This window comes from Schaalia odontolytica (genome assembly GCF_024584435.1).
Lineage (GTDB): Bacteria > Actinomycetota > Actinomycetes > Actinomycetales > Actinomycetaceae > Pauljensenia.
Genome location: NZ_CP102197.1, coordinates 1,388,648 through 1,412,622, shown reverse-complemented (window position 1 = coordinate 1,412,622; position 23,975 = coordinate 1,388,648). Strand labels below are relative to the sequence as shown.

The following is a 23,975-nucleotide window of genomic DNA, read 5'->3' as shown; positions in this document are numbered from 1 at the left end:
CAATGTCGCGAATTGGTAAGAACCCCATCGCAATCCCGGCCGGCGTTGACGTCGCGATCGACGGACAGAACGTGACCGTGAAGGGCCCCAAGGGCACCCTGAGCCACGTCGTGGCCGAGCCGATCACCGCCAAGGTCGAGGACGGTCAGGTCGTCGTCGAGCGTCCGAACGACGAGCGCACGGCGCGTTCGCTTCACGGGCTCTCCCGCACGCTGATCGCCAACATGATCGTCGGCGTGACCGAGGGCTACAAGAAGGATCTCGAGATCACGGGCACCGGTTACCGCGTGGTCGCCAAGGGTAAGGACCTGGAGTTCTCCCTGGGCTTCTCCCACACGATTACCATTACGCCGCCCGAGGGCATCGAGTTCACGATCGCCCCGAAGTCTCAGACGCTGTTCACGGTGTCCGGCATCGACAAGCAGCTCGTCGGCGAGACGGCTGCCCGGATCCGCAAGCTGAAGAAGCCGGAACCCTACAAGGGCAAGGGCATCCACTACGTGGGCGAGACCATCCGTCGCAAGGTCGGAAAGGCTGGTAAGTGATGGCTTACTCGATCAAGGGCAAGGGCAAGTTCGTCGCTCGCAAGCGCCGTCACCTCCGCCTCCGCAAGAAGATCAACGGCACGCCCGAGCGTCCCCGTCTGGTCGTCACCCGTTCGAACCGCCACATGGTGGCGCAGGTCATCGACGATACGGTGGGTCACACGCTGGTGTCGGCCTCCGACATCGAAGCGGACCTGGCCGGTTCCGAGGGCACGAAGACCGACAAGGCCCGCAAGGTCGGCGCCCTGATCGCCGAGCGCGCGAAGGCCGCAGGAATCTGCGCCGTCGTCTTCGACCGCGGTGGTAACAAGTACGCAGGTCGCGTTGCGGCCGTTGCCGAGGCCGCCCGTGAGGGCGGGCTCGAGCTGTGAACGAGCCGAAAGAAAGAGAGATCATCTGATGGCTGCACAGCAGCGAGACAGGAACGGTTCGGGCGCGGGCGAGAACAACGATCGCCGTGAGCGCCGCTCCGGCCGCGGCAACGATCGCGACAACCGCCGGAACAACGAGAACAAGAACGAGTACATCGAGCGCGTCGTGACGATCAACCGCGTCTCCAAGGTCGTGAAGGGCGGACGCCGCTTCTCCTTCACCGCCCTGGTTGTCGTGGGTGACGGCGAAGGCACGGTGGGTGTCGGCTACGGAAAGGCCAAGGAAGTTCCTCAGGCCATCTCCAAGGGTGTCGAGGAGGCGAAGAAGAACTTCTTCCGCGTCCCGATGATCCGCCGCACGATCACGCACGTGGTGCAGGGTCGCGACACCGCAGGTGTCGTCCTCCTGCGTCCGGCTGCCCCCGGTACCGGCGTTATCGCCGGCGGCCCGGTGCGCGCGGTCCTGGAAGCCGCGGGCGTCCACGACGTGCTCACGAAGTCGCTGGGCTCGTCCAACGCGATCAACATCGTCCACGCGACGGTTGACGCTCTGAAGCAGCTCGAGCAGCCCGAGGCTGTCGCCGCTCGTCGCGGCCTGCCCCTCGAGCGCGTTGCTCCCGCATCCATGCTGCGCGCTCGCGCAGAGGGTGAGGCAGAGAAGCGCGCGGCTGCCGAGGCCGCCGAGGCCGACAAGGCCGCTGCAGGGGAGGCTAAGTGATGGCGAAGAACATCAAGATCACGCTGGTGAAGTCCTCTGCTCACGCCAAGCAGAACATGAAGGATACGCTGCGCACCCTCGGGCTGCGCAAGATCGGCCAGAGCGTCGTGCGTGAGCAGACCGACACCGTCCTCGGTGCCGTTCGCACCGTGCGTCACCTGGTGACCGCTGAGGAGGTCGACTGACAATGGCGGACTCCACGAACAAGACGCAGATCGTTAAGCTGCACCACCTGCGTCCTGCCCCCGGAGCCAAGACCGCGAAGACCCGCGTGGGTCGCGGTGAAGGCTCGAAGGGCAAGACCGCCGGCCGCGGTACCAAGGGCACCAAGGCCCGCTACCAGGTTGCCGCCGGCTTCGAGGGTGGCCAGATGCCGATCCACATGCGTCTGCCGAAGCTTCGCGGCTTCAAGAATCCCTTCCGCGTTGAGTACCAGGTCGTGAACGTTGGCAAGCTCGGGGAGCTCTTCCCCGAGGGCGGCAAGGTCACGGTCGAGGACCTCATCGCCAAGCACGCCGTTCGCGATTCCGCGCCCGTCAAGGTCCTCGGAACCGGCGAACTCAGCGTCAAGCTCGAGGTTGAGGTCGACTCCTGGTCGTCCTCCGCCGAGGCGAAGATTACTGCCGCCGGCGGGTCGATTTCGGCTCGCTGATGCTGGGCGGGGGTGGTCCCACGAAGGGGCCACCCCCGTTACCTGTCTGCTCCGTCGGCGCGACGCGGCACCATAGTGCTGTGTCGCGGCGGCTACCGCGCCCCGTTGCGGGGTCACTCACGCCGAGACACTAGGCGGGCGTGAGCGTGACACTTTAATGATTGGATATCGCCAACCGCTACCCGTGTCGGGTAAGCTGGATCAGTCTAGGGGCCTCGCCCCGCTTGCCATCACCCGTAGGAGGAAGCCTTGCTCGGTGCATTTGCCCAGGCGTTCCGTACCCCCGACCTGCGTCGGAAGCTACTCTTCACCCTGTTCATCATGGCCGCGTTCCGGCTGGGATCATTCATTCCCACGCCGGGCGTCGATTCGCAGGCCGTGCAGCGCTGTATGGCGCAGGAGTCCCAGGCGTCGCTTCTGGACCTCGTGAACCTCTTTTCGGGTGGCGCGCTGCTGCAGCTGTCGATCTTCGCCCTGGGCATCATGCCCTACATCACGGCCTCGATCATCATTCAGCTGCTGCGCGTCGTGATCCCCAGGTTCGATGATCTGCACAAGGAAGGCCAGACCGGTCAGGCGAGGCTCACGCAGTACACCCGTTACCTGACGATCGGCCTGGGTGTTCTGCAGGCCACGACCACGGTCTCCCTGGCGCGCAGCGGTCAGCTCTTCCAGTCGTGTTCCGAAGGAGTCATCAAGGATCGCTCGATCGTTACGTTCATCATGATGATCATCGTCATGATGGCAGGCACGGGCGTCATCATGTGGCTGGGTGAACTCATCACTGAACGCGGCATCGGCAACGGCATGTCGCTGCTGATCTTCACCTCGATTGCGGCGCGCCTGCCCGAGCAGCTGCTGTCCATCGGACAGTCCGGCAAGTGGGCATCGGTCGCCGCCATCGTCGCCCTGCTCCTGGTGGTCGCGCTCGCCGTTGTCTACGTCGAGCAGGCGCAGCGCCGCATTCCCGTCCAGTACGCCAAGCGCATGATCGGCAGGCGCCAGTATGGCGGAACAACGACTTACATCCCGCTGAAGATCAACATGTCGGGCGTCATCCCCGTCATCTTCGCCTCCTCGATCCTGGCTTTGCCACCCATGGTTGCCCAGTTCGGCAAGACCAACGACAAATGGGTGCAGTGGATCTCGGAACACTTCACGCAGGGCAGCTCGTTCTACCTGACCATCTACGCCCTGTTCACGCTCTTCTTCACGTTCTTCTACACGGCCATCACGTTCAACCCGGACGAGGTAGCCGACAACATGAAGAAGTACGGGGGCTTCATCCCGGGCTACCGTGCGGGACGCCCCACGGCCGAGTACCTGCGCTACGTGATTAACCGGATCACCTCCGCCGGGGCGCTCTACCTCGTGATCATCGCGCTGCTGCCGTCGCTGGCAATCATCCCGCTGAAGCTGTCGAGCTCGCAGATGCCCTTTGGTGGCACGACATTGCTCATCATCATCGGCGTCGGCCTGCAGACGGTGAAGGAAATCAACACCCAGCTGCAGCAGCATCACTACGAAGGATTCCTCAAATGACAGTCGTCATCCTCCTCGGCCCTCCCGGAGCGGGCAAGGGAACGCAGGCCTCGCGCATCGCGGAGCGCCTCGACATCCCCGCCATCTCGACCGGTGACATCTTCCGCGCGAACATGGCGGAAGGAACCGAGATCGGCAAGCAGGCCCAGGCGTACATGGACCGCGGAGAGTTCGTGCCCGATTCGGTGACGAACACGATGGTGAAGGCTCGCCTGGCCGCCCCAGACACCGCCAACGGCTTCCTGCTGGACGGCTACCCGCGCTCGGTCGAGCAGGCGCACGTTCTGCGAGACATGCTCCTCGATCTCGGCACGTCGATCGATGTGGTCCTGGAGATTCAGGTCGACGAGGACGAGGTCGTCGAACGCATGCTCAAGAGGGCGCAAGAGCAGCATCGCACGGACGACACCGAGCCGGTCATGCGCCACCGCCTCGAGGTCTACCACCAGCAGACGCTGCCCGTGGCCACGTACTACGTGGACCAGGATCTCCTGGAGGTCGTCGACGGAACCGGCTCGATCGATGAGGTGACGGCCCGCATCTTCGCCATCCTGGATTCGGTGGCCTCGAAGTAGACAATGGCTCGCATCGAACTCAAGAGCGCGGAAGAGCTGCGCTGGATGCGCGAGGCGGGCCTAGTGGTCGTCTCCATACACGAGGCGCTTCGCGCCGCCGTCGCTCCGGGCATCACCACCCGTGAGCTTGACGAGGTGAGTGCCGCGGCCATTGCGGACTCGGGTGCCACCTCGAACTTCCTGGGCTACTACGACTATCCCGCAACGGTGTGCATTTCCGTCAACGACGTGATCGTTCACGGCATTCCGGGCGACACGGAGCTTGCCGCAGGTGACATCGTCTCCTTCGACTGCGGCGCCTACGTTGAACGTCGCGGCAGGCAATGGCACGGCGACGCGGCCTTCTCCGTGATTGTCGGCGAGCCCTTCGTTTCCGACGAGGATTTCGCCAGCGGAGTGCGAGCGTCGGGTTCCCTGCCGGGCGTGGATGAAAACGTGTTGCGTGAGCGCCGTCAGCTCGATGCCCTCACCCGCGAATCGCTCTGGTCCGCCCTCGCGGCACTCGCGACCGGCAAGCGGATCAGCGCGGTCGGCTCGGCCGTCGAAGAGGTCGTTGCCCGCCACGGGGAGATCAACGGCTGGGAAGCCGGTATCGTCGAGGAGTTCGTCGGTCATGGCATCGGGACGAGCATGCACATGCCTCCCGACGTCCTCAACTACCGGGTGCGCGGGATTCAGGCGCGCCTCAAGCCCGGCATGGTCCTCGCCGTCGAACCGATGCTCGTGCGCGGCGATATCGCGTCGATCACCGATGACGACGAGTGGACGGTCCGCACGGCGGACGGTCGTGATGCCGCCCATTGGGAGCATTCGATCGCCATCACGGAGGACGGGGTCAGTGTTCTGACGGCCCGCGACGGCGGAGCCGCCGGGCTCGCGCCGTACGGGGTGACTCCTGTCGGCCTCGACTGAATGATCCTGCCGGTGGGCCCGAAACCGAAGAGGTTTCGGGCCCACCGGCGTCATTGGCTCGCGGCCTCGTCCCGTACTCGGAGGTGGCACGCTCGGGCCGTTACTGCAAGAAACTCGCGAAGCGGCAACAAAAATGTGACCGATTGAACGTGAGCGAGTCGACAGGCTCTCCAACTACCGTGCGGACCGGCCGATGCCGTAGAGTAGTCCCTTGGGCGTATCTGCGTTGCGTGCAGGCGCAACCACGTCCGGCGGCATCCGCCGCAAGCTATCCGAGACATGTAGAGGATAAACGGAGGATATGGCGAAGAAGGACGGCGTCATTGAGATGGAAGGCACGGTCGTTGAGGCCCTGCCTAACGCGATGTTCCGTGTGGAACTGAAGAATGGCCACGTGGTTCTCGGCCACATTGCGGGGAAGATGCGTCAGCACTACATCCGCATCCTGCCCGAGGATCGAGTTGTCGTCGAGCTGAGCCCCTACGACCTTTCTCGAGGCCGTATCGTCTACCGCTACAAGTGACCCGACACAAACTGCCCGCCGGGCAGTGGAGGTAACAACCATGAAGGTCAAGCCGAGTGTCAAGAAGATCTGTGACAAGTGCAAGGTGATTCGTCGCCACGGCAACGTCATGGTCATCTGCGACAACCCCAGGCACAAGCAGCGTCAGGGCTGAGGCCCGCTGCGACCCGCGGGGCACCGTGCCCCACAGCATCACTCTCAGCGTCCCAGCGTGGGACGACCCTCGGTTCGGAGGCCGAGGCCGGGCTGCTCGCCCGGACTGAGCGATGACGACCTCCGATGAACAACTGGAGCAACATCACCATGGCACGTATTGCCGGCGTCGACCTCCCCCGCGAGAAGCGGCTCGAGATCGCGCTCACATACATCTACGGAGTCGGCCGCACGCGCGCGGCAGAGACCCTCGCCGCCACCGGCGTCAGCCCGGATACCCGCGTCAAGGACGCGACGGAAGAGGAACTCGTCAAGCTTCGTGACTACATTGAGGCAAACTTCAAGGTTGAGGGTGACCTTCGCCGCGAGGTTCAGGCTGACATTCGTCGCAAGATCGAAATCGGTTCGTACCAGGGCCTTCGCCACCGTCGTGGCCTGCCGGTCCACGGTCAGCGCACCAAGACCAACGCGCGTACCCGCAAGGGCCCCAAGCGCACCGTTGCAGGCAAGAAGAAGGCCAAGTAAGGCCCAGGAGGGTATGCCCCCTCGGGCAGCTCTCCGCGACAAGAAGGAACTGAACCAGAAATGGCAGCAGCAAAGACCTCGCGCTCGGGCGGTGCCCGCAAGCCGCGTCGCAAGATTTCGAAGAACGTCACCAACGGCCACGCCTACATCAAGTCGACGTTCAACAACACCATCGTCTCCCTCACGGATCCCACGGGCGCGGTTGTCGCCTGGGCGTCCTCCGGCCAGGTTGGCTTCAAGGGGTCGCGTAAGTCCACGCCGTTCGCCGCCCAGCTCGCGGCCGAGGCGGCGGCTCGTCGCGCCCAGGAGCACGGCATGAAGAAGGTTGACGTCTTCGTGAAGGGTCCCGGCTCCGGCCGCGAGACCGCGATCCGTTCCCTGCAGGCCGCCGGCCTCGAGATCGGTTCGATCCAGGACGTCACCCCTCAGGCCTTCAACGGCACTCGCCCGCCGAAGCGCCGCCGCGGCTGACTTGTGGACGGGAGGGCGCTGCCCTCCCCACGTCTGAACCTCACGGTTCACACTCCCTTAGCCTGCTCTCGCAGGTTCCCATACCCGGTGTCATATAGCGGGCACCGGTCAGAAAGGAATAGACGTGCTCATTGCAGAGCGACCCATCCTGACCGAAGAAAAGGTCAGCGACCTGCGCTCCCGTTTCACTCTGGAGCCCCTCGAGCCCGGGTTCGGCTACACGCTGGGTAACTCCCTGCGTCGTACCCTCCTGTCCTCGATTCCGGGTGCAGCGGTGACGTCCATCCGCATCGATGGCGTTCCCCACGAGTTCCGCACGATCGAAGGCGTGAAGGAAGATGTCGCCGAGATCATCCTGAACATCAAGCAGATCGTCCTGTCCAGCGAGAATGACGAGCCTGTCGTCATGTACCTGCGCAAGGCCGGTCCCGGCGAGGTTCTCGCCGGCGACATCACGCCTCCCGCGGGTGTGGAGATCCACAACCCCGATCTTCATCTGGCCACCCTCAACGAGAAGGGCAAGCTGGAGATCGAGCTGACCGTCGAGCGTGGCCGAGGCTACGTGTCGGCCGCTCAGAACAAGGATCCGCAGGCCGAGATCTCGCGTATCCCGATCGATTCGATCTACTCGCCCGTCGTCAAGGTGACCTACAAGGTTGAGGCGACGCGTGTTGAGCAGCGCACAGACTTTGATCGCCTCGTCATTGACGTGGAGACCAAGCCGGCGATCACCCCGCGCGACGCCCTGGCCTCGGCCGGCAAGACGCTGGTGGAGCTCTTCGGCCTCATGCGCGAGCTCAACGAGGAAGCGGAGGGCATTGAGGTGGGACCGTCCACCACCGATGCGACCCTCGCGGCCGATCTGGCTCTCCCGATCGAGAACCTCAACCTGCAGTCGCGTTCGTACAACGCGCTGCGTCGTCGCGGCATCCTGACCGTCGGCGAGCTGGTTGCTCACTCGGAAGCCGACCTGCTCGACATCCGCAACTTCGGCACCAAGTCGATCGAAGAGATCAAGGAGTCCCTGGCGGCTCTCGGTATGACGCTGAAGGACTCGGTGATGCCGAGCTTCGGTGATTCGGAGTCCGCCGCGATCTTTTCGGACGACCAGTCCATCTGACCCCGTGCGTCCGATGGACGCATTGAATCCGTAGGAGAAACTCATGCCCACCCCCAAGAAGGGTGCTCGTCTGGGCGGAAGCCCGGCACACCAGAAGCTGATTCTGTCGAACCTGGCGGCTCAGCTCATCGAACACCGCGGCCTCACGACCACGGAGGCGAAGGCCAAGCTGCTGCGCCCCTACGTCGAGAAGCTCATCACCAAGGCCAAGCGCGGCGATCAGCACGCTCGTCGCACGGTCCTGAAGAAGATCCCGAACAAGGGGATCGTCGCGATCCTCTTCGAGGAGCTCGTTCCCGCGATGGATTCCGAGCGCGCCGGCGGCTACACCCGCCTCATTCGCGTGGGAAACCGCAAGGGCGACAACGCCCCCCTGATGCGCATCGAGCTCGTCATGGAGAAGGTCGAGAAGAAGGCCGTTGTGAAGGCCGCGGAGAAGACGGCTGAGAAGGCCGCCGCGTCTCAGGTTGCCGCCGAGGCCGAGGAAGCCGCCGAGGCTGCCGCCGAGCGTGCCGAGGAGGCTCGTGAGGAAGGCGATCTTGCGAAGGCTAACGAGGCCGAGGAGCTCGCTGCCGAGGCCGGCGAGGCAGCAGATGCGGCCGAGCAGGTTGCTGAGGAGAAGTGACGAGGAGTCACTGAACTGGCTGACCAGGGCCGGGCATCCCGTGTGGGTGCCCGGCCCTGACTGCATCCGAGGTAGCCTTGACGCATGGAACACGAGATGACGTTGGCGATCGACTGCGGGGGCGGTGGGATCAAGGGATCGGTCGTGGACGAGCGCGGCACGATGATGGCGCCCGCGCGCAGGGTTCCGACCCCCTACCCGCTCCCGCCTGAGCTGCTCGTGGAAGCCGTTGTCGGCCTCGCGAAACAGCTTCCGGCACCGACCCGCGTCACGATGGGCATGCCGGGCATGATTCGCCACGGCGTCGTGATCGCGACGCCGCACTACATCACCCGTGACGGGCCCCGTTCGCGCGTCATCCCCGACCTGGTGGCGCGCTGGGATCACTTTGACATGGGCAGCGCAATCAGGGACGCGCTCGGCTTGCCGACAAAGGTCCTCAACGACGCAGAAGTCGCGGGGGCGGGAGCAATCACCGGTCGCGGCCTGGAGATGATCATCACCCTGGGGACCGGCCTGGGCAACGCCGTCTTCGACGGAGGCCAGCTGGCACCCCACGTCGAGGTGTCGCAGGGCCCGGTGCGCTGGGGACTCACCTACGACGACTACATCGGGGAGCACGAGCGCCTGCGCCTGGGCGACGTCCACTGGTCCCGTCGCGTCCGGCGGGTCGTTGACGGACTGCGCCCGATGTACATGTGGGACCGCCTGTACCTGGGAGGCGGAAACTCGAAGCGGATCACGGCGTCGAACCTGCGTCTCATGGGCGACGACGTGATCGTTGTGCCCAACGACGCGGGTATCATCGGCGGCGTGCGAGCGTGGGAACTGTGAGCGTGAGGCGCCTGCGCCTGGACCTGGGATACGACGGCACTGACTTTCGCGGGTGGGCTGCGCAACCTGGGCTGCGTACCGTCCAGGGGGAGATTGAAGCGGCCCTCGCTATGGCCTCGCGCGAGGAAGTCACGACGACCGTCGCCGGGCGCACCGATGCGGGGGTGCATGCGCGCCACCAGGTTTGCCACGTCGACCTGAGCGACGAGGCGTGGGCGCGGCTCGCGCCCAGGGGAGAGCGCTCCGAGGATGACGCCGCCACGTCGGTCGTCCGCAGGCTCAACAAGATACTCTCGGGACGATACGGTGAACGCTCCCGCACCCGAGGCATGGGCGTGGCGCGCGGCACCTGCGACGTGAGAATCTTCGCCGCGCGCGTCGTTGACGCCTCCTTCGACGCGCGCTTTTCCGCTCTGGCCCGCCGCTACACCTACAGGGTGTCGGACGCGCCAGACCCGCTGGCGCGCTGGGACCGCCTGTGGGTCGACGAACCCCTCGACGACCAGGCGATGAATGACGCCGCGGCGCCCCTGCTCGGGCAACACGATTTCCTCGGATACTGTCGCCCCCGCGAGGGAGCGACAACTATCCGTACCCTCCGCATGCTGCGCGCGGTGCGGGAGGCGGACGGAACCCTCGCCTTCCGGGTCGAGGCGGACGCATTCTGCCACTCGATGGTTCGCTCCCTCGTGGGAGCGCTGCTCCTCGTCGGATCCGGAGCGCGCGACATCGACTACCCCGCGCGGGTGCTCGGCGCGCGTTCGCGAGCGAGCGCGGCTCCCATCGCGCCCGCTCACGGACTGACCCTTGAAGGGGTGGACTACCCCGCGCCCGAGGAATGGGCAGCCCGAGCCGCGCAGGCGCGAGCCAGGCGGGACTCCTGCTGCGGCGACGATGCCTGAGGAATGTGACACAGTAGCCGCCGCGCTTTGACCGTCGGCGCGTGCGCCGATAATATGGCTAGTGCTGTGCGTCAGCAGAGCACCTAGTGTCTCCCACTCGCTAGGAAGCCTCGCCGACGCCTCGCGCGAACCGTTTCATCGCGGACGCCCCCGAAAAATCGGCGCGGCGTCCCATGACCAACAAGAATTGAAGGTTACGCCCGTGCGCACCTATTCACCCAAGCCTGGGGACGCGGACAAGAAGTGGTACGTCATTGACGCCACCGACGTCGTCCTCGGTCGCCTGGCAGCCCAGACCGCTGCCCTCCTCCGTGGGAAGCACAAGCCGACGTTCGCCCCTCACATGGACATGGGCGACAACGTCATTATCATCAACGCGGACAAGGTTGCTCTGACCGGCAAGAAGCTCGACCAGAAGATGGCGTACCGCCACTCCGGTCGTCCCGGCGGCTTGACCGCGACCGCTTACCGCGACCTCCTCGCCGCCGCCCCCGAGCGCGCCGTCGAGAAGGCCGTCAAGGGCATGCTTCCCCACAACTCCCTCGGCCGCGCGCAGTTCAAGAAGCTGCACGTCTACGCAGGCCCGGAGCACCCCCACGCCGGCCAGTCGCCGGTTCCCTACGAACTGACCCAGGTGGCTCAGTGACCACCGGTCGCTGGCACCTTTACCACTGAGGAGAACCGTGGCTGAGACCATCGTTTCCGCTGAGCTGGACGAGGAAGTCGTCCCCAGCTCCTACACGTCCGAGACCGAGTCGGCTCCCGCCGGCGCCGGTCAGTCCATTACCGCGCCCGGCGCGGGCCTGGGTCGCCGCAAGGAGGCCGTCGCCCGCGTTCGCCTGGTCCCCGGCTCCGGCAAGTGGACCATCAACGGCCGCACCCTCGAGGACTACTTCCCCAACAAGCTGCACCAGCAGCTGGTGAAGTCCCCCTTCGTCCTGCTTGACATTGACGGCCGCTTCGACGTCATCGCCCGCATCAACGGCGGCGGCGTCTCCGGCCAGGCCGGCGCCCTGCGCCTGGGCGTGTCGCGCGCCCTCAACGAGATCGACCGCGACGCCAACCGTCCGGCTCTCAAGAAGGCCGGCTTCCTGACCCGCGATGCCCGCGCCACCGAGCGTAAGAAGGCAGGCCTCAAGAAGGCCCGCAAGGCCTCGCAGTTCTCGAAGCGCTGATCCTTTCCGGCACATTGTCGATGGCCGCGCCCCGCACCTGCGGGGCGCGGCTTTCGCGTACGAAACTGATCGGCCTGTCCGCGTCACGACCTCGCGCGTGTGCGCGGGCGCTGGCGCGGTACGCTTAGTGCAGTCGAATGACCCACCGAATGGAGAGACTATGCCCAGGATGTTCGGCACGGATGGCGTGCGAGGACTGGCGAATGTTGATATCACCGCGGATCTTGCTCTGCAGCTGGGCGAGGCGGCCGCCCGCCAGTTCGGCGGCTCCCCACGAGCGGACGGCTCGAAGCCCCGCGCGATCATCGGGCGCGACACCCGCATTTCGGGTGAGTTCCTCGATCACGCCCTTGCGGCAGGCCTGGCCAGCGCCGGAATGGACGTGACCCGCATCGGCGTGGTGACGACGCCCACGGTCGCGCACCTGACGGCCACCGAGGACACCGTCGACCTCGGCGTCATGATCTCCGCTTCCCACAACCCGATGCCCGACAACGGCATCAAGTTCTTCGCGCACGGCGGCTACAAGCTGGCCGACGCCGTCGAGGACCAGATTGAGGCTCTCATTGGCACGGTGTGGGATCGCCCCACGGGTGAGGCCGTCGGCGAGGTGAACGCCGATCACGCGTGGGCCAAGGATTCCTACATTGCGCACCTTGTTGGCGCGATTGGCACGGACCTGCGGGGCATGAAGATCGCGATTGACTGTGCGAACGGCGCGGCCTCCGAGCTCGGTCCTGCGGTCTTCCGCGAGCTCGGAGCTGATATCACGGTCATCAACGCGTCCCCCGATGGGCGCAACATCAACCTGAACGCGGGTTCGACGCACCCGGAGGCCCTTCAGGCCGCCGTCGTCGAGGCCGACTGCGACTTCGGTGTGGCCTACGACGGCGACGCGGACCGTTGCCTGGCGGTCGACCACGAGGGCAACCTCATCGACGGCGACAAGATCATGGGTGCGCTGGCAGTCAACGCGCGCGACCGGGGAGCCCTGGCCAAGGACACGTTGGTTGTGACCGTGATGAGCAACCTGGGCCTGCTGATCGCAATGCGCGAGGCCGGTATCAACACCGTGCAGACCGGCGTGGGCGACCGCTACGTGCTCGAGGAGATGCTGGCGTCCGGCTACTCGCTCGGTGGCGAGCAGTCCGGCCACATCATCGCTCGCGATCATGCGACCACCGGCGACGGCATCCTCTCCTCGCTCCTGATCTCGCGCATGGTCAAGGAGTCCGGCCGCTCGCTGGCCGACCTGACGTCCTTCATCCAGCGCCTGCCGCAGACCCTCATCAACGTGGGTGGAGTGGACCGCGCGGCTGCGTCGACGAACGAGGCCGTCGCCGAGGCCGTGGCGGCCGCTGAGGCTCGCCTGGGCGACACGGGGCGCGTGCTCCTGCGCCCCTCGGGCACCGAGCCGCTCGTTCGCGTCATGGTTGAGGCCGCGACCCAGGAGGAGGCCGATTCCGTCGCCGCGTCGCTGGCGGACGTCGTCAAGGAGAACCTGACGCTGTGAGCGTCTGAGAAGCGTATGCGCAGGGCGGGCACCGGCCGGTGCCCGCCCTGCGCATGTACGTCCTCGACGTACGAGGCCGCCTGCCGCCCTCCTGTGTGGAGAGTGCGGCAGGCGGCGGAGCGTCGTTGCCTGAGAGGCTCTCAGATCTTGGCGGCCTCGATCCACTCAAGCGGGATGCGGCTGAAGTACAGTCCCTGCATCTCGCGCTCCCACAGCAGGCCGAGAGTTCCGTCGGGCAGGATCGTCATGCACTGGTAGACGTAGTGCGCCGGGTTGAAGGTGCGCGACGCGATCCACGTGCGCCCTCCGTCCTCCGACAACCGCAGGACGCCGCGGCCGCGGTAGGGGCGCATCTGTGAGGCATTCGCGAAGACGACGCGCTCGGGGCAGTCCTCCGTCGGCCACGCAACGGCATTGGGCTGGCAGAAGATTTCGGTGATCTCTTGCGTGAAGGAGACGTCGCTCCAGGTCTCGCCTCCGTCGGTGCTGACGCTTGTGGCGACCTTGCCGCTCGGGTGCTGGTTGCGCATGAGCATGAGGAGGGAACCGTCGGCCCGTTCAATGAGCGTGGCCTCGTGTGTGGCGGCCGCTTCGGTGTCGAGCGTGCGCGAATCGATCTCGCGGCCCTCGAAGATACGCCCGTCGTTGGGGGACTTGCCGCGCTTCCACGTGGCACCACCATCGTCGGAGTAGACGACAGATGCGGAGAAGTGACGCTTGTGGTCCCCGTTGTAGTAGATCGGGATGACGAGGCGCCCGCTGCGCAGCTGCACACCCGTGCCCGGGGAGGTGCCGCAGAAGGACATCCATTCCTCCTTCACGTCCTGGTTGAGGTTGAAGGGACCGGACCAGGTCTCGCCGTCGTCGTCGGAGTAGATCATCTGTAGGAAGCAGGTGCGGGCGGTGAGCAGCGTCTGGTGGGGGTCTTCCCCATCGGCGAGGAACACGTTACCCCCGGGGTTTTCCTCGCCGTCCGCGGTGACGGTGACATCGCCGCGCTCGGAGATTCTGAATGGGGCGGTGTTGCCGTCAGCGTCAGTGACGCTTCCATCCTCGTTCCAGGTGTAGGTGGCACCCTGGCCATCGTGCAGGATGTAACGTCCCTTCTCGTCGACGCCGAGGCCGGCCTCGGCGTTGGGCTGACCGATCCCGCCGGGGAAGTGGTCGATGAGGATGACGAGGCGGCCGTTTCGGCGATCCTGCACGACGCACGAATCGATGACCGATGCGCCCTTTGCCCCGTGGCCGGGGTAGGTGAGCACCGTCTGGAGGTCTCCCCAGGTATGCCCGCCGTCAAAGGAGCGGCGGACCGTGAAGTTGATGGAGTTGGGGGAGTCGTTGGCGATGGTCTCGCGCTGGTCGGCGCCGGCGACAACGACCCCGGACGTGAGGGTGATCAGCGAGGGAATACGGTAGCTGATGGAGTCGTGAAACCCGGCATCGAAGAGGCACTGCGTCTCGAGCGGGGCGACGGAGGACAGCTTCTTGATCTGCGAGTCGTTGAGGACTGAGGAGAAGAGTGCGGCGTTGCGGACCTCGCCGAACAGTCGGGAGCCGGAGGTGTCCTGACCGATGACGACCTCGTCGAGGGAATCGACGGCTGCGAAGAATGCCTGCCCGGGGAGGTGAGCCTCGAGGTAGCCATCCACGTAGATCTGCACCGCGCCGTGACCGACGCGAACGACGACGTCGTGCCAGTGCCCCTGATCCCAGTGCCCGTGTGCGGTGAACGTACGCCACTGGCCCCTGCGTCCCAGGACCTTGTATTCGATGCCTTCCGCCGTGACCGACAGATTGAGCTGCTCGGTGCCGGCGCCACCGGCTGCGAGGATCGTTCCGTGTTGGCCGGGTCCGCGCACACGATAGCGGGCGAAGATCGTGCCGGCGGCGAGCTCGGACGCTTCGGCGACGTCGTAATCCGACAGGTGGGCGGCGGCGAACTCGATGAGGGGCGTCGGGGCGGGGGAGAGGGCGAGGATCTCTTCCGCGGAGAGGACAAAGTCGTGCTCCGCGAAGGAACGGATCTCGATGCCAGCTCCCGGGGTGAGTGCGAGTGCGGCGTCGGGGCCACTTCCGGCGGGAGAAAGGTCTGCGCAGGTTGAGAAGCACTGGTAGCCGTCGAGGAAGATCTTCGATCCGGCGCTCGTCGCCGTGAGCGCAAGCGAATGCCAGGTGCCGTCTGTGACGGAGGCGGTGTCCTCCATGTCCAGGGCGAACGTCATTGATGTCGTTGATCCCTCGAGGAAGAGAGCGCTGGAGCGGATGAACAGGTCCCACCCTGTGTCATCCGCGCTGCTGAGCTTGATGAGTGTTCCGTCGATGCGTGCGCGGAACTGTAAGGTCCAGGAGGATCCCGGGTGACCTGCGTCGATGGTCATGCTTGACACCTTTCTGTTTGTTGCTCACTCCGCCTCGCATCATTACGAAGCGGAGCGTGTGGTCAATCACAAATAGTAAGTTGTCAGACAGATTATCACCATGACATTTCGTTGGCAATACGCAGATCTGGTCGAAATTTCGTGTTGACTCTAGTGTGAGAGAGAGCTAACATTGCGGCAAGTTGTCTGACAACTTCCTAGTTAGGCATCTGGACTCAAAGCTCCTCGTTATTCGACGATGAAATCTCAGGAAGGCACTCATCATGAGTACGTCCCCCGCACAGGCGCTTCCCACAAAGCCCTGGTATCAATACCTGACCAAAGAAGATTGCAAGGCCTTCTTCGCCGCCTGGATCGGCGTTCTGTTGGACGGCTACGACTTCGTCCTCATCTCCTTCGCGCTCCCCGCGATCAAGGAGGCGTTCAGCCTGACGCTCGTCCAGGGCGCATCCCTGATTTCGGCCGCCTTCATTAGCCGCTGGATCGGTGGCCTCGTGCTCGGTGCTGTCGGCGACCGCTACGGCCGTAAGCCCGCGATGGTCCTGTCGATCTTCATGTTCGCTTTCGGATCGATCGCCTGTGCGCTCGCTCCGAACTTCTGGATCCTGTTCGTCCTGCGCCTCGTCATCGGCTTCGCGATGGCAGGAGAGTATTCCGCATCCGCTGCGTACGTCATCGAATCGTGGCCCAAGCACATGCGCAACAAGGCCTCGGGCTTCCTGCTTTCCGGCTACGCCTTCGGTGTTATCGCCGCTGCTCAGGTCGACAAGTACTTCGTGACCTGGGTTGATTCGATGCACCCTGGCTGGGGCTGGCGGGCCCTGTTCCTGACGGGCATCGTCCCGATTGTCGTCGCCATCTACATGCGGCGCACCTTGCCCGAGGCCGCAGACTGGAGCGAGGCCAAGGAGAAGAGTGGCGACGAAAAGAATGACATGCTCGCCGTCCTCTTTGGCGGGCGGCGTAAGGTCCTCAACTACATCGTCGTTGCGATCGCCTTCGTTGGCCTGCTGCTGATCTTCGCCCAGCAGGTGGGCGGCATCGTTGCGGTGAGCCTCATCGGCGTCGTGTGCGCGATCGTCTTCATCTACCTGATTATCCAGTTCGACTCGAATCGCTGGATCATTGGCATTGCGATCATGCTGACGATCTTCGCGTCCTTCATGTACACCTGGCCGATCCAGGGCCTCCTGCCGACGTACCTGCATGGTGTTGGCATGGACCAGAAGGTCGTTGCCAACGTTGTGTCCTTCGCCGGCCTCGGCAATGCCGCAGGCTACATCATCGCAGGCTTTGCCGGCGACAAGTTTGGTATGCGTCGTTGGTACGCGATCTCGCTTCTGCTCTCGCAGGTCATCGTCTTCCCGCTGTTCAAGCAGGACGGAAAGTATGTTGCTCTCGTGGCGGGTCTGCTCTTCTTCCAGCAGATGTTCGGCCAGGGCGTCTCGGGTCTGCTGCCCAAGTGGGTCTCCTCCTACTTCCCGGTCGACAAGCGCGCCGCGGGCCTCGGCTTCTGCTACAACGTCGGTGCCCTCGGTGGCGCGGTCGGCCCCGTCCTCGGTGCTGCGATCGCTGACCAGCTGGGCCTGGGCATGGCGCTGGCGATCTTGTCCTTCGGATTTGCCGCGATCGTCATGGTGTCCATCGGTGCGAATATCCCGCGTCTCCTGCAGAAGGCCGTGGGTCCGGAGTATGTTCGTCCCGAAGATGGAAACGACGAAATCATCAAGGAAGGATGATTACCATGACACTTCCTTTCGTTATCGGCGCGTACGCGTCGCATCCGGCACAGGAGCTGGAGGCTGACTACTACCGCCTCCTCGCGGATCAGCCGTGGGTGAGCGGCGTCGAGATGCCCTACCCGGGTCAGCTTGCCGCCGAAGGCGAGGTCCTGGCCAGCCACCTGGCGCCGCGCTGGGACTTCAACACGATCACCGCGATCCCCGGCACCATGCAGAACGTGTGGATGAACGAGAACTTCGGCCTGGCCTCGCCCGACGAGGCCGGACGCGCCGCCGCTCTCGACTTCACCCGCGCGCTGCGCGACGACCTCGCTGCCCTGTGTGAGCGAGCGGGCCGCCAGCTGGTCGCCCGCGTGCAGCTGCACTCGGCGCCCACGCGCCTGGCCCAGTCGGATGCCTTCCAGCGTTCGCTCGCCGAGCTGGCCACCTGGGACTGGTGCGGAGCTCGCCTCGTCATCGAGCACTGCGACAAGTTTGTGCCTGAGCAGAACCCCGAAAAGGGCTTCCTGTCCCTCGAATCCGAGATCGACATCGTCTCTGAGGTCGGCATCGGCATTCACCTCAACTGGGGACGTTCCGCCGTGGAGGGTCGCGGCGCGGACACTGCGTACGAGCACGTGCTCGAGGCAGGCAAGCGAGGCGTCCTGGACGGCATCATCTTCTCGGGTGCGGGCCCGGAGGAAACCCAATATGGCTACTCCTGGATCGACGGTCACCTGCCCGCGCAGGCCGATGAGCCGACCTCGCTCATGAACGAGGCCGAGATCGCTCGCTGTGCCAAGGCGGCCATCGAGGGCGGCGCCAAGTACCTCGGCGCGAAGGTCTGCGTCCCCAAGGACGCGTCTCTCGAGCAGCGCCTGGCCATGCTGGCCAACATCTACCGGGCCTGCGGCCTCGGCGAGTAAATAGCGTCGCCGCTGGGCGCGCTCCCGCATGTTGTGAGCGTGCGGGAGTGCCCGGAGCGAGGTGCAAGCGTGAGGGAGGGGCGGATGCCACGTGGCATCCGCCCCTCCCCGCGTTCTATCAAGCGCCGTCCTATGCGCGCCTGGCCACCGAGGATCGCCACACCGGGCGCGTCGGGATCGTCGCGATTGGTGTCCCGTCTGCGGACTTCTCGTTGATGGATGCCTGCGGGTGAACATCGCTCATGGGGGAGCGCCCCTCGATGACGTTGATGATCGAGGAGACAGCGGCCTCGGTCATGTCCTTCAGGGGCCACTCGACCGTCGTCAGGCCGAGCGCGGAGGCGCTGCGGTGGTCCTGGTTGCCGAAGCCGAGGATCGACAGGTCACCGGGCACGGATAGATCCAGGTCTGCGGCGGCTTGGAAGACGCCGGGTGCCTGCGAGTCATCCGCCAGGGCGATGAGCGAGATCGACGGGTCCTCGTCAAGGAGGCGCAGCGTGGCCTGGTAGGCGGTGGTGGGTTCCCAGTCTGGCAGCGAGTAGAGGGTGAACTTGGTGCCGAACGCGCGTGCGATGGGGTTCTGGCGCGCGTGGTTCGTGTTCGGTCCGGCCAGGAACACCGCCCGCCCGCTGCCCGCGGCGGTCGATGGGTCCACGAGCGCGCAGTCGGAGAGGACGTCGCCCACGCCGGCGCCCTCGTCGATGCGAATGAGGGCCGACTCCGATCCGGTCGGGTTGGCCTCGATCATCGACATGGCGACGACGGGGATGCCGAGGTTGGCGAGCAGGCGCGAGGTGAAGGCCTCGGCCGACGTGGTCTCGCGGATGATGCCCGCCAGCTGTGTGTCGCCCAGGACCCCCCGGATCACCTCGGCGTCGGAGGCGCCATCCCCGGACTGGAAGAGGGGGAGGAGCAGGTAGCCGCGGCGCTGGATATCGATCATGGCGGTGGTGAGGACCGTGTGAACGACGGGCACGAAGGGGTCATCCGGCAGCTCGGCCATGAGGAGGGCGATGAGGTGGGACTTTCCGCGGCGCAGCGACCGGGCGGCCGCGTTGGGGATGTAGTTCAGGTCGCGGGCGGCCCGCCGGACCCGCTCGATCGTGGCGGGAGCGATCTTGACGTCTCGACCCCGCCCGTTGAGGACGAGTGAGACGGTGGAGGGGGCGACGCCCGCCGCGTGAGCGACGTCGGCCCGGGTTGCGCGCTCCATAATCGGCTCCGGATGCTCGGTGGTGGTTTCGTTGAAACACAACAACTATAACGTGTTAGTCTTACGGTGACGATCGGAGTTTCGACGACGACATCCGAAAGGCACCCAGACGTGAACACGATGATACCTTCCTACGCCCCCGGCGCGGGCGCGCTTGTGCCCCCGCGCGCGCACTTCGCCGACGATTCGGCGCACCTCAGCCTTGATGGAATCTGGAGCTTCTCCTACCACCGCACCGACCCTGCCCCCTTCACTGACGTCGAACGCCCCTGGGACGAGCCCGAGGCCACGGGGGAGACGGCCGAGATCGACGTGCCCAGTCACTGGGTGCTGCGCGGCGAGGGACGATTCGGTCACCCCGCCTACACGAACGTCGACTTTCCCTTCCCGGTTGACCCGCCATTCCCGCCGGAGGCGAACCCCGTCGGCGACTACCGCCGCAGCTTCTCGCTTCCCGCAGGGTGGGACACGGGACTCATCGCCCTGCGTTTCGACGGCGTCGAAAGCCAGGCCAGCGTCTGGGTCAACGGCACGTGGATCGGCATGGCCCGCGGCTCGCGGCTCGCCCACGAGTTCGACGTCACCGACGTGGTGCGCCCCGGCGCCAATACGATCACCGTGCGCGTGCACCAGTTCAGCCCCGGTTCCTACCTGGAGGACCAGGACCAGTGGTGGCTCCCGGGCATCTTCCGCTCCGTGAGCCTTCGCTACCTCGCTCCCGGAAGCCTCGACGACCTGTGGGTCGACACCGACTACGAGGCCGGGGTGGGCTTCGCGACCGTCGAGGCGCGGGTCCTCGCAGCCATGGACGATACCCTCTCGGCGCGCCTCGAGATCGAGGGTGGGGACACCCACCGCGTCACCCTGCGCCGAGGCCCCGATGGGCGCTACCGCAGCGAGCGCATCAAGGTGGGAATCGTGCGGCCGTGGAGCGCTGAGGATCCGGCACTCTACGACGTGTGCGTGCGCGTGCGCGTGGGGGGTGGCTCCGATGCAGAAAGACGCCTGCGGGTGGGCTTCCGACGCGTCGACATCGTCGGCGGTGTCCTCAGGGCCAACGGCACGCCTCTGACGCTCAACGGGGTCAATCGCCACGAGATTCGCGCCGACGAGGGGCGCGTGTTCGACGAGCGGTGGGCCAGGGAGGACCTGGCTCTCATGAAATCGATGGGCGTCAACGCCATTCGAACCTCCCACTACCCGCCGCACCCTCGCCTGCTCGACCTTGCTGACGAGATCGGACTGTGGGTCATGCTCGAGGGAGACATCGAGACGCACGGATTCGAGGGCGCGGGGGAGTGGATTGATAACCCCTCCGACGACCCGCGCTGGGCCGACGCCTACATGGACCGCACGGTCCGTGCCTTCGAACGAGACAAGAACCACCCCTCAATCTTCAGCTGGAGCCTGGGCAACGAATCGGGCACCGGCGCAAACCTGGCCGCATGCGCGCGCTGGATCCACGAACGCACCCGCGGGCGCGCGATCGTCCACTACGAGGGCGACCATGCGATGGAGTACGCCGACATCTACTCGCGGATGTACCCCGCCCTCGAGGAGATCGACGCGGTCCTCGATGAACCCGACCCCCACGCCGAGGTCGCCGTGCCCACGCACGTCGCCGCGCGGGTCGACGACGCCGCGCGCGAGCGCATCCGCCGAGCCCCCTACCTCATGTGCGAATACCTGCACGCGATGGGAACCGGTCCGGGCGGAGCCGACGGATACGCGGCGCAGATGTCCCACCCCCGCCACGCGGGAGGATTCGTGTGGGAGTGGCGCGACCACACCCTGTGGCGCACCCTCCCGGATGGACGCCGCGTCCTGTCCTACGGAGGCGACTTCGGCGAGGACGTTCACGACGGCAACTTCGTCTGCGATGGCCTCGTCGACGCGCTCTCGCGCCCCTACGCCGGCACGTGGGCGTGGGTGGCGGCCATGGCCCCGCACGCCCCCGCATTGGCCGCGGCCATCGAAGGGGCGGCGAGCGCGGACGGCGGAGGGCAGCGCCTCGCGGCATTGGCGCAGGCGCCCATCCGTGCCCTGACGGGAGAGGAGCAGGTCGGCGCATACGAGATCGACCCGCGTGGCCGCCTGACGCGAATCGGGGCAGTGCCCGTGTCGGTCGAGCTCAGCGTCTACCGCGCGCCCACCGACAACGACCGTGGTCGCGGCCCCGTCGACTACTGGGGCATCGGGAGGGAAGACCTGGGGCCCCTCGGGGTTGGTCGCGGCGAGGCCGGGACCTCGCACGCCGCGCGCTGGGAGAGGGCGCGTCTGCACCTTCTCCGCCGACGCGTCGTCTCGATCGAGGGGGATGCCCCCTGCCGCAGGGTCGTCGAGCGGTGGGCTCCTCCCGCCGCACAGTTTGGCGCGACGCTGACGTGGGAGTACACGCCCGTGCGCATCGGTAGCGGCGCCTCGGTCGGCCTGGCTGTGTCCGCCCGCGTTGAGCCCTACGGGCGCTGGCCCGAACGCGTGCCGCGCCTCGGCGTACGCATCGAGCTTCCGGGTGCCTCCTGGGAGGCCTCGTGGCTCGGTGACACGCTCATCGGCTACCCCGACATGCGTGTGCCGGGCACTCGCGGATATGGTCACGCAAACGTGGCGGATCTGTGGGACGTGTGCGTGCGCCCCCAGGAAGGTGGTCACAGGTGCGCACTTGAGGCTCTCTCCCTGCGCGGCGAGCCTGGAGAGCTCCTCGTTCTCCCCGGCTCGCAGCTCGGGTGGAGCGTCAGCCCCTGGAGCGAGCGCGAGCTCTGCGCGGCGGCGCACTGGGAGGAACTGCCCGCTCCTCGCCGCCTCTTCCTGTGGCTCGACGCGTTCCAGGATGGGATCGGCACCCGCTCGTGCGGGCCCGACGCCCGTCCGGAATACGGCGCCCACATGAGTGAGCGGGAGGTGACGTTCGTGATTGCCCAGGTAGCGGGCGATTGGGCGCGTGAACAATAATGTTGCGGCTTGGTAACGATGCGCAAAGTTTCTGGCAAATGATGCGCTGAGCGCCACGGGTCGCTATGATTCAGGTATCAACTAACACGAGATAGTTAGTGACTCGATCCCGTCGATCGACCAGTCAATCGGACCAATGGAGGTTTCGCATGTTGAAGAAGAAGATGGCCGCAGGCGCAGTCGCCCTCGCCATGTTCGGCACCCTTGGCCTGGCCGCCTGTAATGACGGCTCCGCATCCGGCGGCGGTGGCTCCGCCTCCGGTTCCATTCCCACCCCCGACGTGTCCTGCGATATCCCCTCGGGCAACGTCGACGAGTCCAAGATCGACACGTCGAAGGTCGACGGTGAGATCACCTTCCAGACCCAGGGCCTGCAGAACGACTTCGGAGACTTTTTCAAGGCCAAGATCAAGGAGTTCGAGGAAGCCAACCCCGGCGTCACGATCAACTGGACCGACCAGGGAGGCGGCGCCGAGTTCGATCAGACGATCACCGCCCAGGCCTCCAACTGCAAGATGGCTGACGTTGTCAACGTCCCCTCCTCGACCATCCTCGCCCTGTCCAAGTCGAACCTGCTCATGGACTACGACGTCAAGGCTCCCGGCATCGGCGACAAGTTCGTCAAGTCCATCTGGGACTCGACCGCACTGGGAGCAAACGATCATCACACCGCGCTTCCGTGGTACTTCGGCCCCTACATCACCACCTACAACAAGGAAGTCTTCAAGCGCGCCGGGCTTGACGAGAACACGTCTCCCAAGACCATGGACGAGCTCTTCGAAGCGGCAGCGAAGGTCGGGGCCGACGGCCAGGGCGACTACGGTATCTACGGATCGCCCGAATGGTACATGGTCGCCCAGCTGCACGGCATGGGCGTGGACCTCCTCAACGACGACAAGACCGCCTTCGATTTCGCCAACGATGAGAACGCCGTCAAGTACGTGACGAAGCTCGCCGAGCTCTACGCCAACGGCGCGATTCCGAAGGACTCCCTGACCGGTGAACCCGATCCGGGCAAGGCCTACACCGACGGCAACCTCGCCTTCGGTACCCCCAACGCCTCGTTCCTGAAGTCCGTGAAGAACAACAACGCGACCGTCTATGAGAACACCGGAGTCGGCCCCTTCCCGACGAACCCTGGCATCAAGCCCGTCTTCGAGGGACAGTACATCGGAGTCTCCGTCACCACGAAGAACGCCCCCCTGGCCATGAAGTTCGCCGAGTGGATGACCAACGCGGAGAACGAACTCGCCTGGACGCGCGATGGCGGCGCGATCATCTTCCCGGCCGTTGCCGAGTCGCTTGATGAGCTGGTCGCCAACCCGCCGCAGATTGCCGATGACCCGGTCTTCAAGGCCGCCTACGAGGAGGCCGCCAAGGCCGCCAAGGATGCCGAGGCCTACACCGACGTGTTCTACGCAACCGGCGCCGTCAAGGATGCTCTCATCGAGAACGTCAACAAGGCTATCCGTGGTGAGGTTGATCCCAAGACCGCCCTCAAGACCGCACAGGATCAGATGAATGAGAAGCTCAAGGCTCTCAACAACTGATTGACCGGTGGGGGGCCGAGGCCACGCCTCGGCCCCCCACGTATTTCTCAACCGGCGCGTCCGCCCGCTCACGGCCACG

The 23,975-nt window shown here is 65.5% G+C and carries 25 protein-coding genes; 23 read left to right on the top strand and 2 right to left on the bottom strand.

Annotated features, from left to right (window positions below; translation table 11 throughout):
* Window positions 1-2 precede the first annotated feature (2 nt).
* The 19 genes from rplF (at window position 3) to glmM (ending at window position 13,156) form a co-directional block, all read left to right on the top strand.
* Window positions 3-545, top strand: coding sequence for a 50S ribosomal protein L6 (rplF, locus tag NQK35_RS06220; RefSeq protein ID WP_009213213.1), 543 nt, complete (start codon window positions 3-5; stop codon window positions 543-545).
* Window positions 545-916: a 50S ribosomal protein L18 gene (gene rplR, locus NQK35_RS06215; RefSeq protein ID WP_034231588.1), complete on the top strand. Its 372-nt coding sequence runs from the start codon at window positions 545-547 to the stop codon at window positions 914-916. Before rplF ends, rplR begins: the two co-directional genes overlap by 1 nt.
* Before the next feature lie 28 nt (window positions 917-944).
* Window positions 945-1,634, top strand: a complete 690-nt coding sequence (gene rpsE / locus NQK35_RS06210; protein WP_003790589.1) for a 30S ribosomal protein S5 — start codon at window positions 945-947, stop codon at window positions 1,632-1,634.
* A complete protein-coding gene (gene rpmD / locus NQK35_RS06205; RefSeq protein WP_009213215.1) occupies window positions 1,634-1,819 on the top strand; it encodes a 50S ribosomal protein L30 in 186 nt (61 codons plus the stop codon). The genes rpsE and rpmD overlap by 1 nt, the downstream gene beginning before the upstream one ends.
* 2 nt (window positions 1,820-1,821) lie before the next feature.
* On the top strand, window positions 1,822-2,286 hold the full coding sequence (rplO, locus tag NQK35_RS06200; protein ID WP_003790587.1) for a 50S ribosomal protein L15: 465 nt from the start codon (window positions 1,822-1,824) through the stop codon (window positions 2,284-2,286).
* A gap of 249 nt (window positions 2,287-2,535) precedes the next feature.
* Window positions 2,536-3,828 carry a preprotein translocase subunit SecY gene (gene secY, locus NQK35_RS06195; RefSeq protein WP_048742857.1) on the top strand — a complete coding sequence of 431 codons (1,293 nt, stop codon included), beginning with the start codon at window positions 2,536-2,538 and terminating at the stop codon, window positions 3,826-3,828.
* Window positions 3,825-4,403, top strand: a complete 579-nt coding sequence (locus tag NQK35_RS06190) for an adenylate kinase (protein ID WP_009213217.1) — start codon at window positions 3,825-3,827, stop codon at window positions 4,401-4,403. Before secY ends, NQK35_RS06190 begins: the two co-directional genes overlap by 4 nt.
* 3 nt (window positions 4,404-4,406) lie before the next feature.
* Window positions 4,407-5,315: a type I methionyl aminopeptidase gene (locus NQK35_RS06185; protein WP_257113541.1), complete on the top strand. Its 909-nt coding sequence runs from the start codon at window positions 4,407-4,409 to the stop codon at window positions 5,313-5,315.
* A gap of 301 nt (window positions 5,316-5,616) precedes the next feature.
* Window positions 5,617-5,838 carry a translation initiation factor IF-1 gene (gene infA / locus NQK35_RS06180; RefSeq protein ID WP_003790580.1) on the top strand — a complete coding sequence of 74 codons (222 nt, stop codon included), beginning with the start codon at window positions 5,617-5,619 and terminating at the stop codon, window positions 5,836-5,838.
* Between the two features lie 40 nt (window positions 5,839-5,878).
* Window positions 5,879-5,992, top strand: a complete 114-nt coding sequence (gene rpmJ, locus NQK35_RS06175; RefSeq protein WP_003790577.1) for a 50S ribosomal protein L36 — start codon at window positions 5,879-5,881, stop codon at window positions 5,990-5,992.
* A gap of 149 nt (window positions 5,993-6,141) precedes the next feature.
* On the top strand, window positions 6,142-6,516 hold the full coding sequence (rpsM, locus tag NQK35_RS06170; RefSeq protein ID WP_005872704.1) for a 30S ribosomal protein S13: 375 nt from the start codon (window positions 6,142-6,144) through the stop codon (window positions 6,514-6,516).
* Between the two features lie 60 nt (window positions 6,517-6,576).
* Window positions 6,577-6,987: a 30S ribosomal protein S11 gene (rpsK, locus tag NQK35_RS06165; RefSeq protein ID WP_003790556.1), complete on the top strand. Its 411-nt coding sequence runs from the start codon at window positions 6,577-6,579 to the stop codon at window positions 6,985-6,987.
* Window positions 6,988-7,111: 124 nt separating this feature from the next.
* Window positions 7,112-8,107 (top strand): DNA-directed RNA polymerase subunit alpha, encoded by a 996-nt coding sequence (locus NQK35_RS06160; RefSeq protein ID WP_009054765.1) that lies wholly within the window; start codon window positions 7,112-7,114, stop codon window positions 8,105-8,107.
* Window positions 8,108-8,150: 43 nt separating this feature from the next.
* A complete protein-coding gene (gene rplQ, locus NQK35_RS06155) occupies window positions 8,151-8,732 on the top strand; it encodes a 50S ribosomal protein L17 (protein WP_009213219.1) in 582 nt (193 codons plus the stop codon).
* 84 nt (window positions 8,733-8,816) lie between these two features.
* Window positions 8,817-9,566 (top strand): ROK family protein, encoded by a 750-nt coding sequence (locus tag NQK35_RS06150; RefSeq protein ID WP_257113531.1) that lies wholly within the window; start codon window positions 8,817-8,819, stop codon window positions 9,564-9,566.
* Window positions 9,563-10,468, top strand: a complete 906-nt coding sequence (locus NQK35_RS06145; protein ID WP_257113530.1) for a tRNA pseudouridine synthase A — start codon at window positions 9,563-9,565, stop codon at window positions 10,466-10,468. The genes NQK35_RS06150 and NQK35_RS06145 overlap by 4 nt, the downstream gene beginning before the upstream one ends.
* Window positions 10,469-10,670: 202 nt before the next feature.
* The gene (gene rplM / locus NQK35_RS06140) at window positions 10,671-11,114 is read left to right on the top strand and encodes a 50S ribosomal protein L13 (RefSeq protein WP_009057965.1); all 444 of its coding nucleotides are present in this window, start codon (window positions 10,671-10,673) and stop codon (window positions 11,112-11,114) included.
* A gap of 37 nt (window positions 11,115-11,151) precedes the next feature.
* A complete protein-coding gene (gene rpsI, locus NQK35_RS06135) occupies window positions 11,152-11,643 on the top strand; it encodes a 30S ribosomal protein S9 (protein ID WP_009054763.1) in 492 nt (163 codons plus the stop codon).
* A 160-nt stretch (window positions 11,644-11,803) separates the two neighbouring features.
* On the top strand, window positions 11,804-13,156 hold the full coding sequence (gene glmM, locus NQK35_RS06130; protein WP_257113528.1) for a phosphoglucosamine mutase: 1,353 nt from the start codon (window positions 11,804-11,806) through the stop codon (window positions 13,154-13,156).
* Window positions 13,157-13,296: 140 nt separating this feature from the next.
* Here the strand turns inward: glmM and NQK35_RS06125 are convergent, their stop codons facing one another.
* Complete coding sequence (locus tag NQK35_RS06125; RefSeq protein WP_257113527.1) at window positions 13,297-15,534, bottom strand: sialidase family protein; 2,238 nt, start codon at window positions 15,532-15,534, stop codon at window positions 13,297-13,299.
* 263 nt (window positions 15,535-15,797) lie between these two features.
* Between NQK35_RS06125 and NQK35_RS06120 the strand changes: the two genes are divergently transcribed.
* Together NQK35_RS06120 and NQK35_RS06115 are read left to right on the top strand one after the other, a co-directional pair.
* Window positions 15,798-17,273: an MFS transporter gene (locus NQK35_RS06120; protein WP_257113526.1), complete on the top strand. Its 1,476-nt coding sequence runs from the start codon at window positions 15,798-15,800 to the stop codon at window positions 17,271-17,273.
* A 5-nt stretch (window positions 17,274-17,278) separates the two neighbouring features.
* On the top strand, window positions 17,279-18,181 hold the full coding sequence (locus NQK35_RS06115) for a DUF4862 family protein (RefSeq protein WP_257114775.1): 903 nt from the start codon (window positions 17,279-17,281) through the stop codon (window positions 18,179-18,181).
* A 130-nt stretch (window positions 18,182-18,311) separates the two neighbouring features.
* On the opposite strand, the gene NQK35_RS06110 is transcribed toward NQK35_RS06115, so the two are convergent.
* Window positions 18,312-19,394 (bottom strand): LacI family DNA-binding transcriptional regulator, encoded by a 1,083-nt coding sequence (locus NQK35_RS06110; protein ID WP_009213227.1) that lies wholly within the window; start codon window positions 19,392-19,394, stop codon window positions 18,312-18,314.
* A 120-nt stretch (window positions 19,395-19,514) separates the two neighbouring features.
* Here NQK35_RS06110 and NQK35_RS06105 point away from each other — a divergent pair, with 120 nt between their 5' ends.
* Entirely contained in the window at window positions 19,515-22,346 is a 2,832-nt protein-coding gene (locus tag NQK35_RS06105; RefSeq protein WP_373567091.1) for a glycoside hydrolase family 2 TIM barrel-domain containing protein, read from the top strand.
* A 149-nt stretch (window positions 22,347-22,495) separates the two neighbouring features.
* Window positions 22,496-23,896, top strand: coding sequence for an extracellular solute-binding protein (locus NQK35_RS06100; RefSeq protein WP_009213229.1), 1,401 nt, complete (start codon window positions 22,496-22,498; stop codon window positions 23,894-23,896).
* Window positions 23,897-23,975 lie beyond the last annotated feature (79 nt).

What these genes read in the sequence shown, in the direction of transcription:
- rplF (WP_009213213.1), top strand. Translation starts at nt 3, where the DNA reads ATGTCGCGAATTGGTAAGAACCCCATCGCAATCCCGGCCGGCGTTGAC.
- rplR (WP_034231588.1), top strand. Translation starts at nt 545, where the DNA reads ATGGCTTACTCGATCAAGGGCAAGGGCAAGTTCGTCGCTCGCAAGCGC.
- rpsE (WP_003790589.1), top strand. Translation starts at nt 945, where the DNA reads ATGGCTGCACAGCAGCGAGACAGGAACGGTTCGGGCGCGGGCGAGAAC.
- rpmD (WP_009213215.1), top strand. Translation starts at nt 1,634, where the DNA reads ATGGCGAAGAACATCAAGATCACGCTGGTGAAGTCCTCTGCTCACGCC.
- rplO (WP_003790587.1), top strand. Translation starts at nt 1,822, where the DNA reads ATGGCGGACTCCACGAACAAGACGCAGATCGTTAAGCTGCACCACCTG.
- NQK35_RS06190 (WP_009213217.1), top strand. Translation starts at nt 3,825, where the DNA reads ATGACAGTCGTCATCCTCCTCGGCCCTCCCGGAGCGGGCAAGGGAACG.
- NQK35_RS06185 (WP_257113541.1), top strand. Translation starts at nt 4,407, where the DNA reads ATGGCTCGCATCGAACTCAAGAGCGCGGAAGAGCTGCGCTGGATGCGC.
- infA (WP_003790580.1), top strand. Translation starts at nt 5,617, where the DNA reads ATGGCGAAGAAGGACGGCGTCATTGAGATGGAAGGCACGGTCGTTGAG.
- rpmJ (WP_003790577.1), top strand. Translation starts at nt 5,879, where the DNA reads ATGAAGGTCAAGCCGAGTGTCAAGAAGATCTGTGACAAGTGCAAGGTG.
- rpsM (WP_005872704.1), top strand. Translation starts at nt 6,142, where the DNA reads ATGGCACGTATTGCCGGCGTCGACCTCCCCCGCGAGAAGCGGCTCGAG.
- rpsK (WP_003790556.1), top strand. Translation starts at nt 6,577, where the DNA reads ATGGCAGCAGCAAAGACCTCGCGCTCGGGCGGTGCCCGCAAGCCGCGT.
- rplQ (WP_009213219.1), top strand. Translation starts at nt 8,151, where the DNA reads ATGCCCACCCCCAAGAAGGGTGCTCGTCTGGGCGGAAGCCCGGCACAC.
- NQK35_RS06150 (WP_257113531.1), top strand. Translation starts at nt 8,817, where the DNA reads ATGGAACACGAGATGACGTTGGCGATCGACTGCGGGGGCGGTGGGATC.
- glmM (WP_257113528.1), top strand. Translation starts at nt 11,804, where the DNA reads ATGCCCAGGATGTTCGGCACGGATGGCGTGCGAGGACTGGCGAATGTT.
- NQK35_RS06125 (WP_257113527.1), bottom strand. Translation starts at nt 15,534, where the DNA reads ATGACCATCGACGCAGGTCACCCGGGATCCTCCTGGACCTTACAGTTC.
- NQK35_RS06120 (WP_257113526.1), top strand. Translation starts at nt 15,798, where the DNA reads ATGAGTACGTCCCCCGCACAGGCGCTTCCCACAAAGCCCTGGTATCAA.
- NQK35_RS06115 (WP_257114775.1), top strand. Translation starts at nt 17,279, where the DNA reads ATGACACTTCCTTTCGTTATCGGCGCGTACGCGTCGCATCCGGCACAG.
- NQK35_RS06110 (WP_009213227.1), bottom strand. Translation starts at nt 19,394, where the DNA reads ATGGAGCGCGCAACCCGGGCCGACGTCGCTCACGCGGCGGGCGTCGCC.
- NQK35_RS06105 (WP_373567091.1), top strand. Translation starts at nt 19,515, where the DNA reads ATGATACCTTCCTACGCCCCCGGCGCGGGCGCGCTTGTGCCCCCGCGC.
- NQK35_RS06100 (WP_009213229.1), top strand. Translation starts at nt 22,496, where the DNA reads ATGTTGAAGAAGAAGATGGCCGCAGGCGCAGTCGCCCTCGCCATGTTC.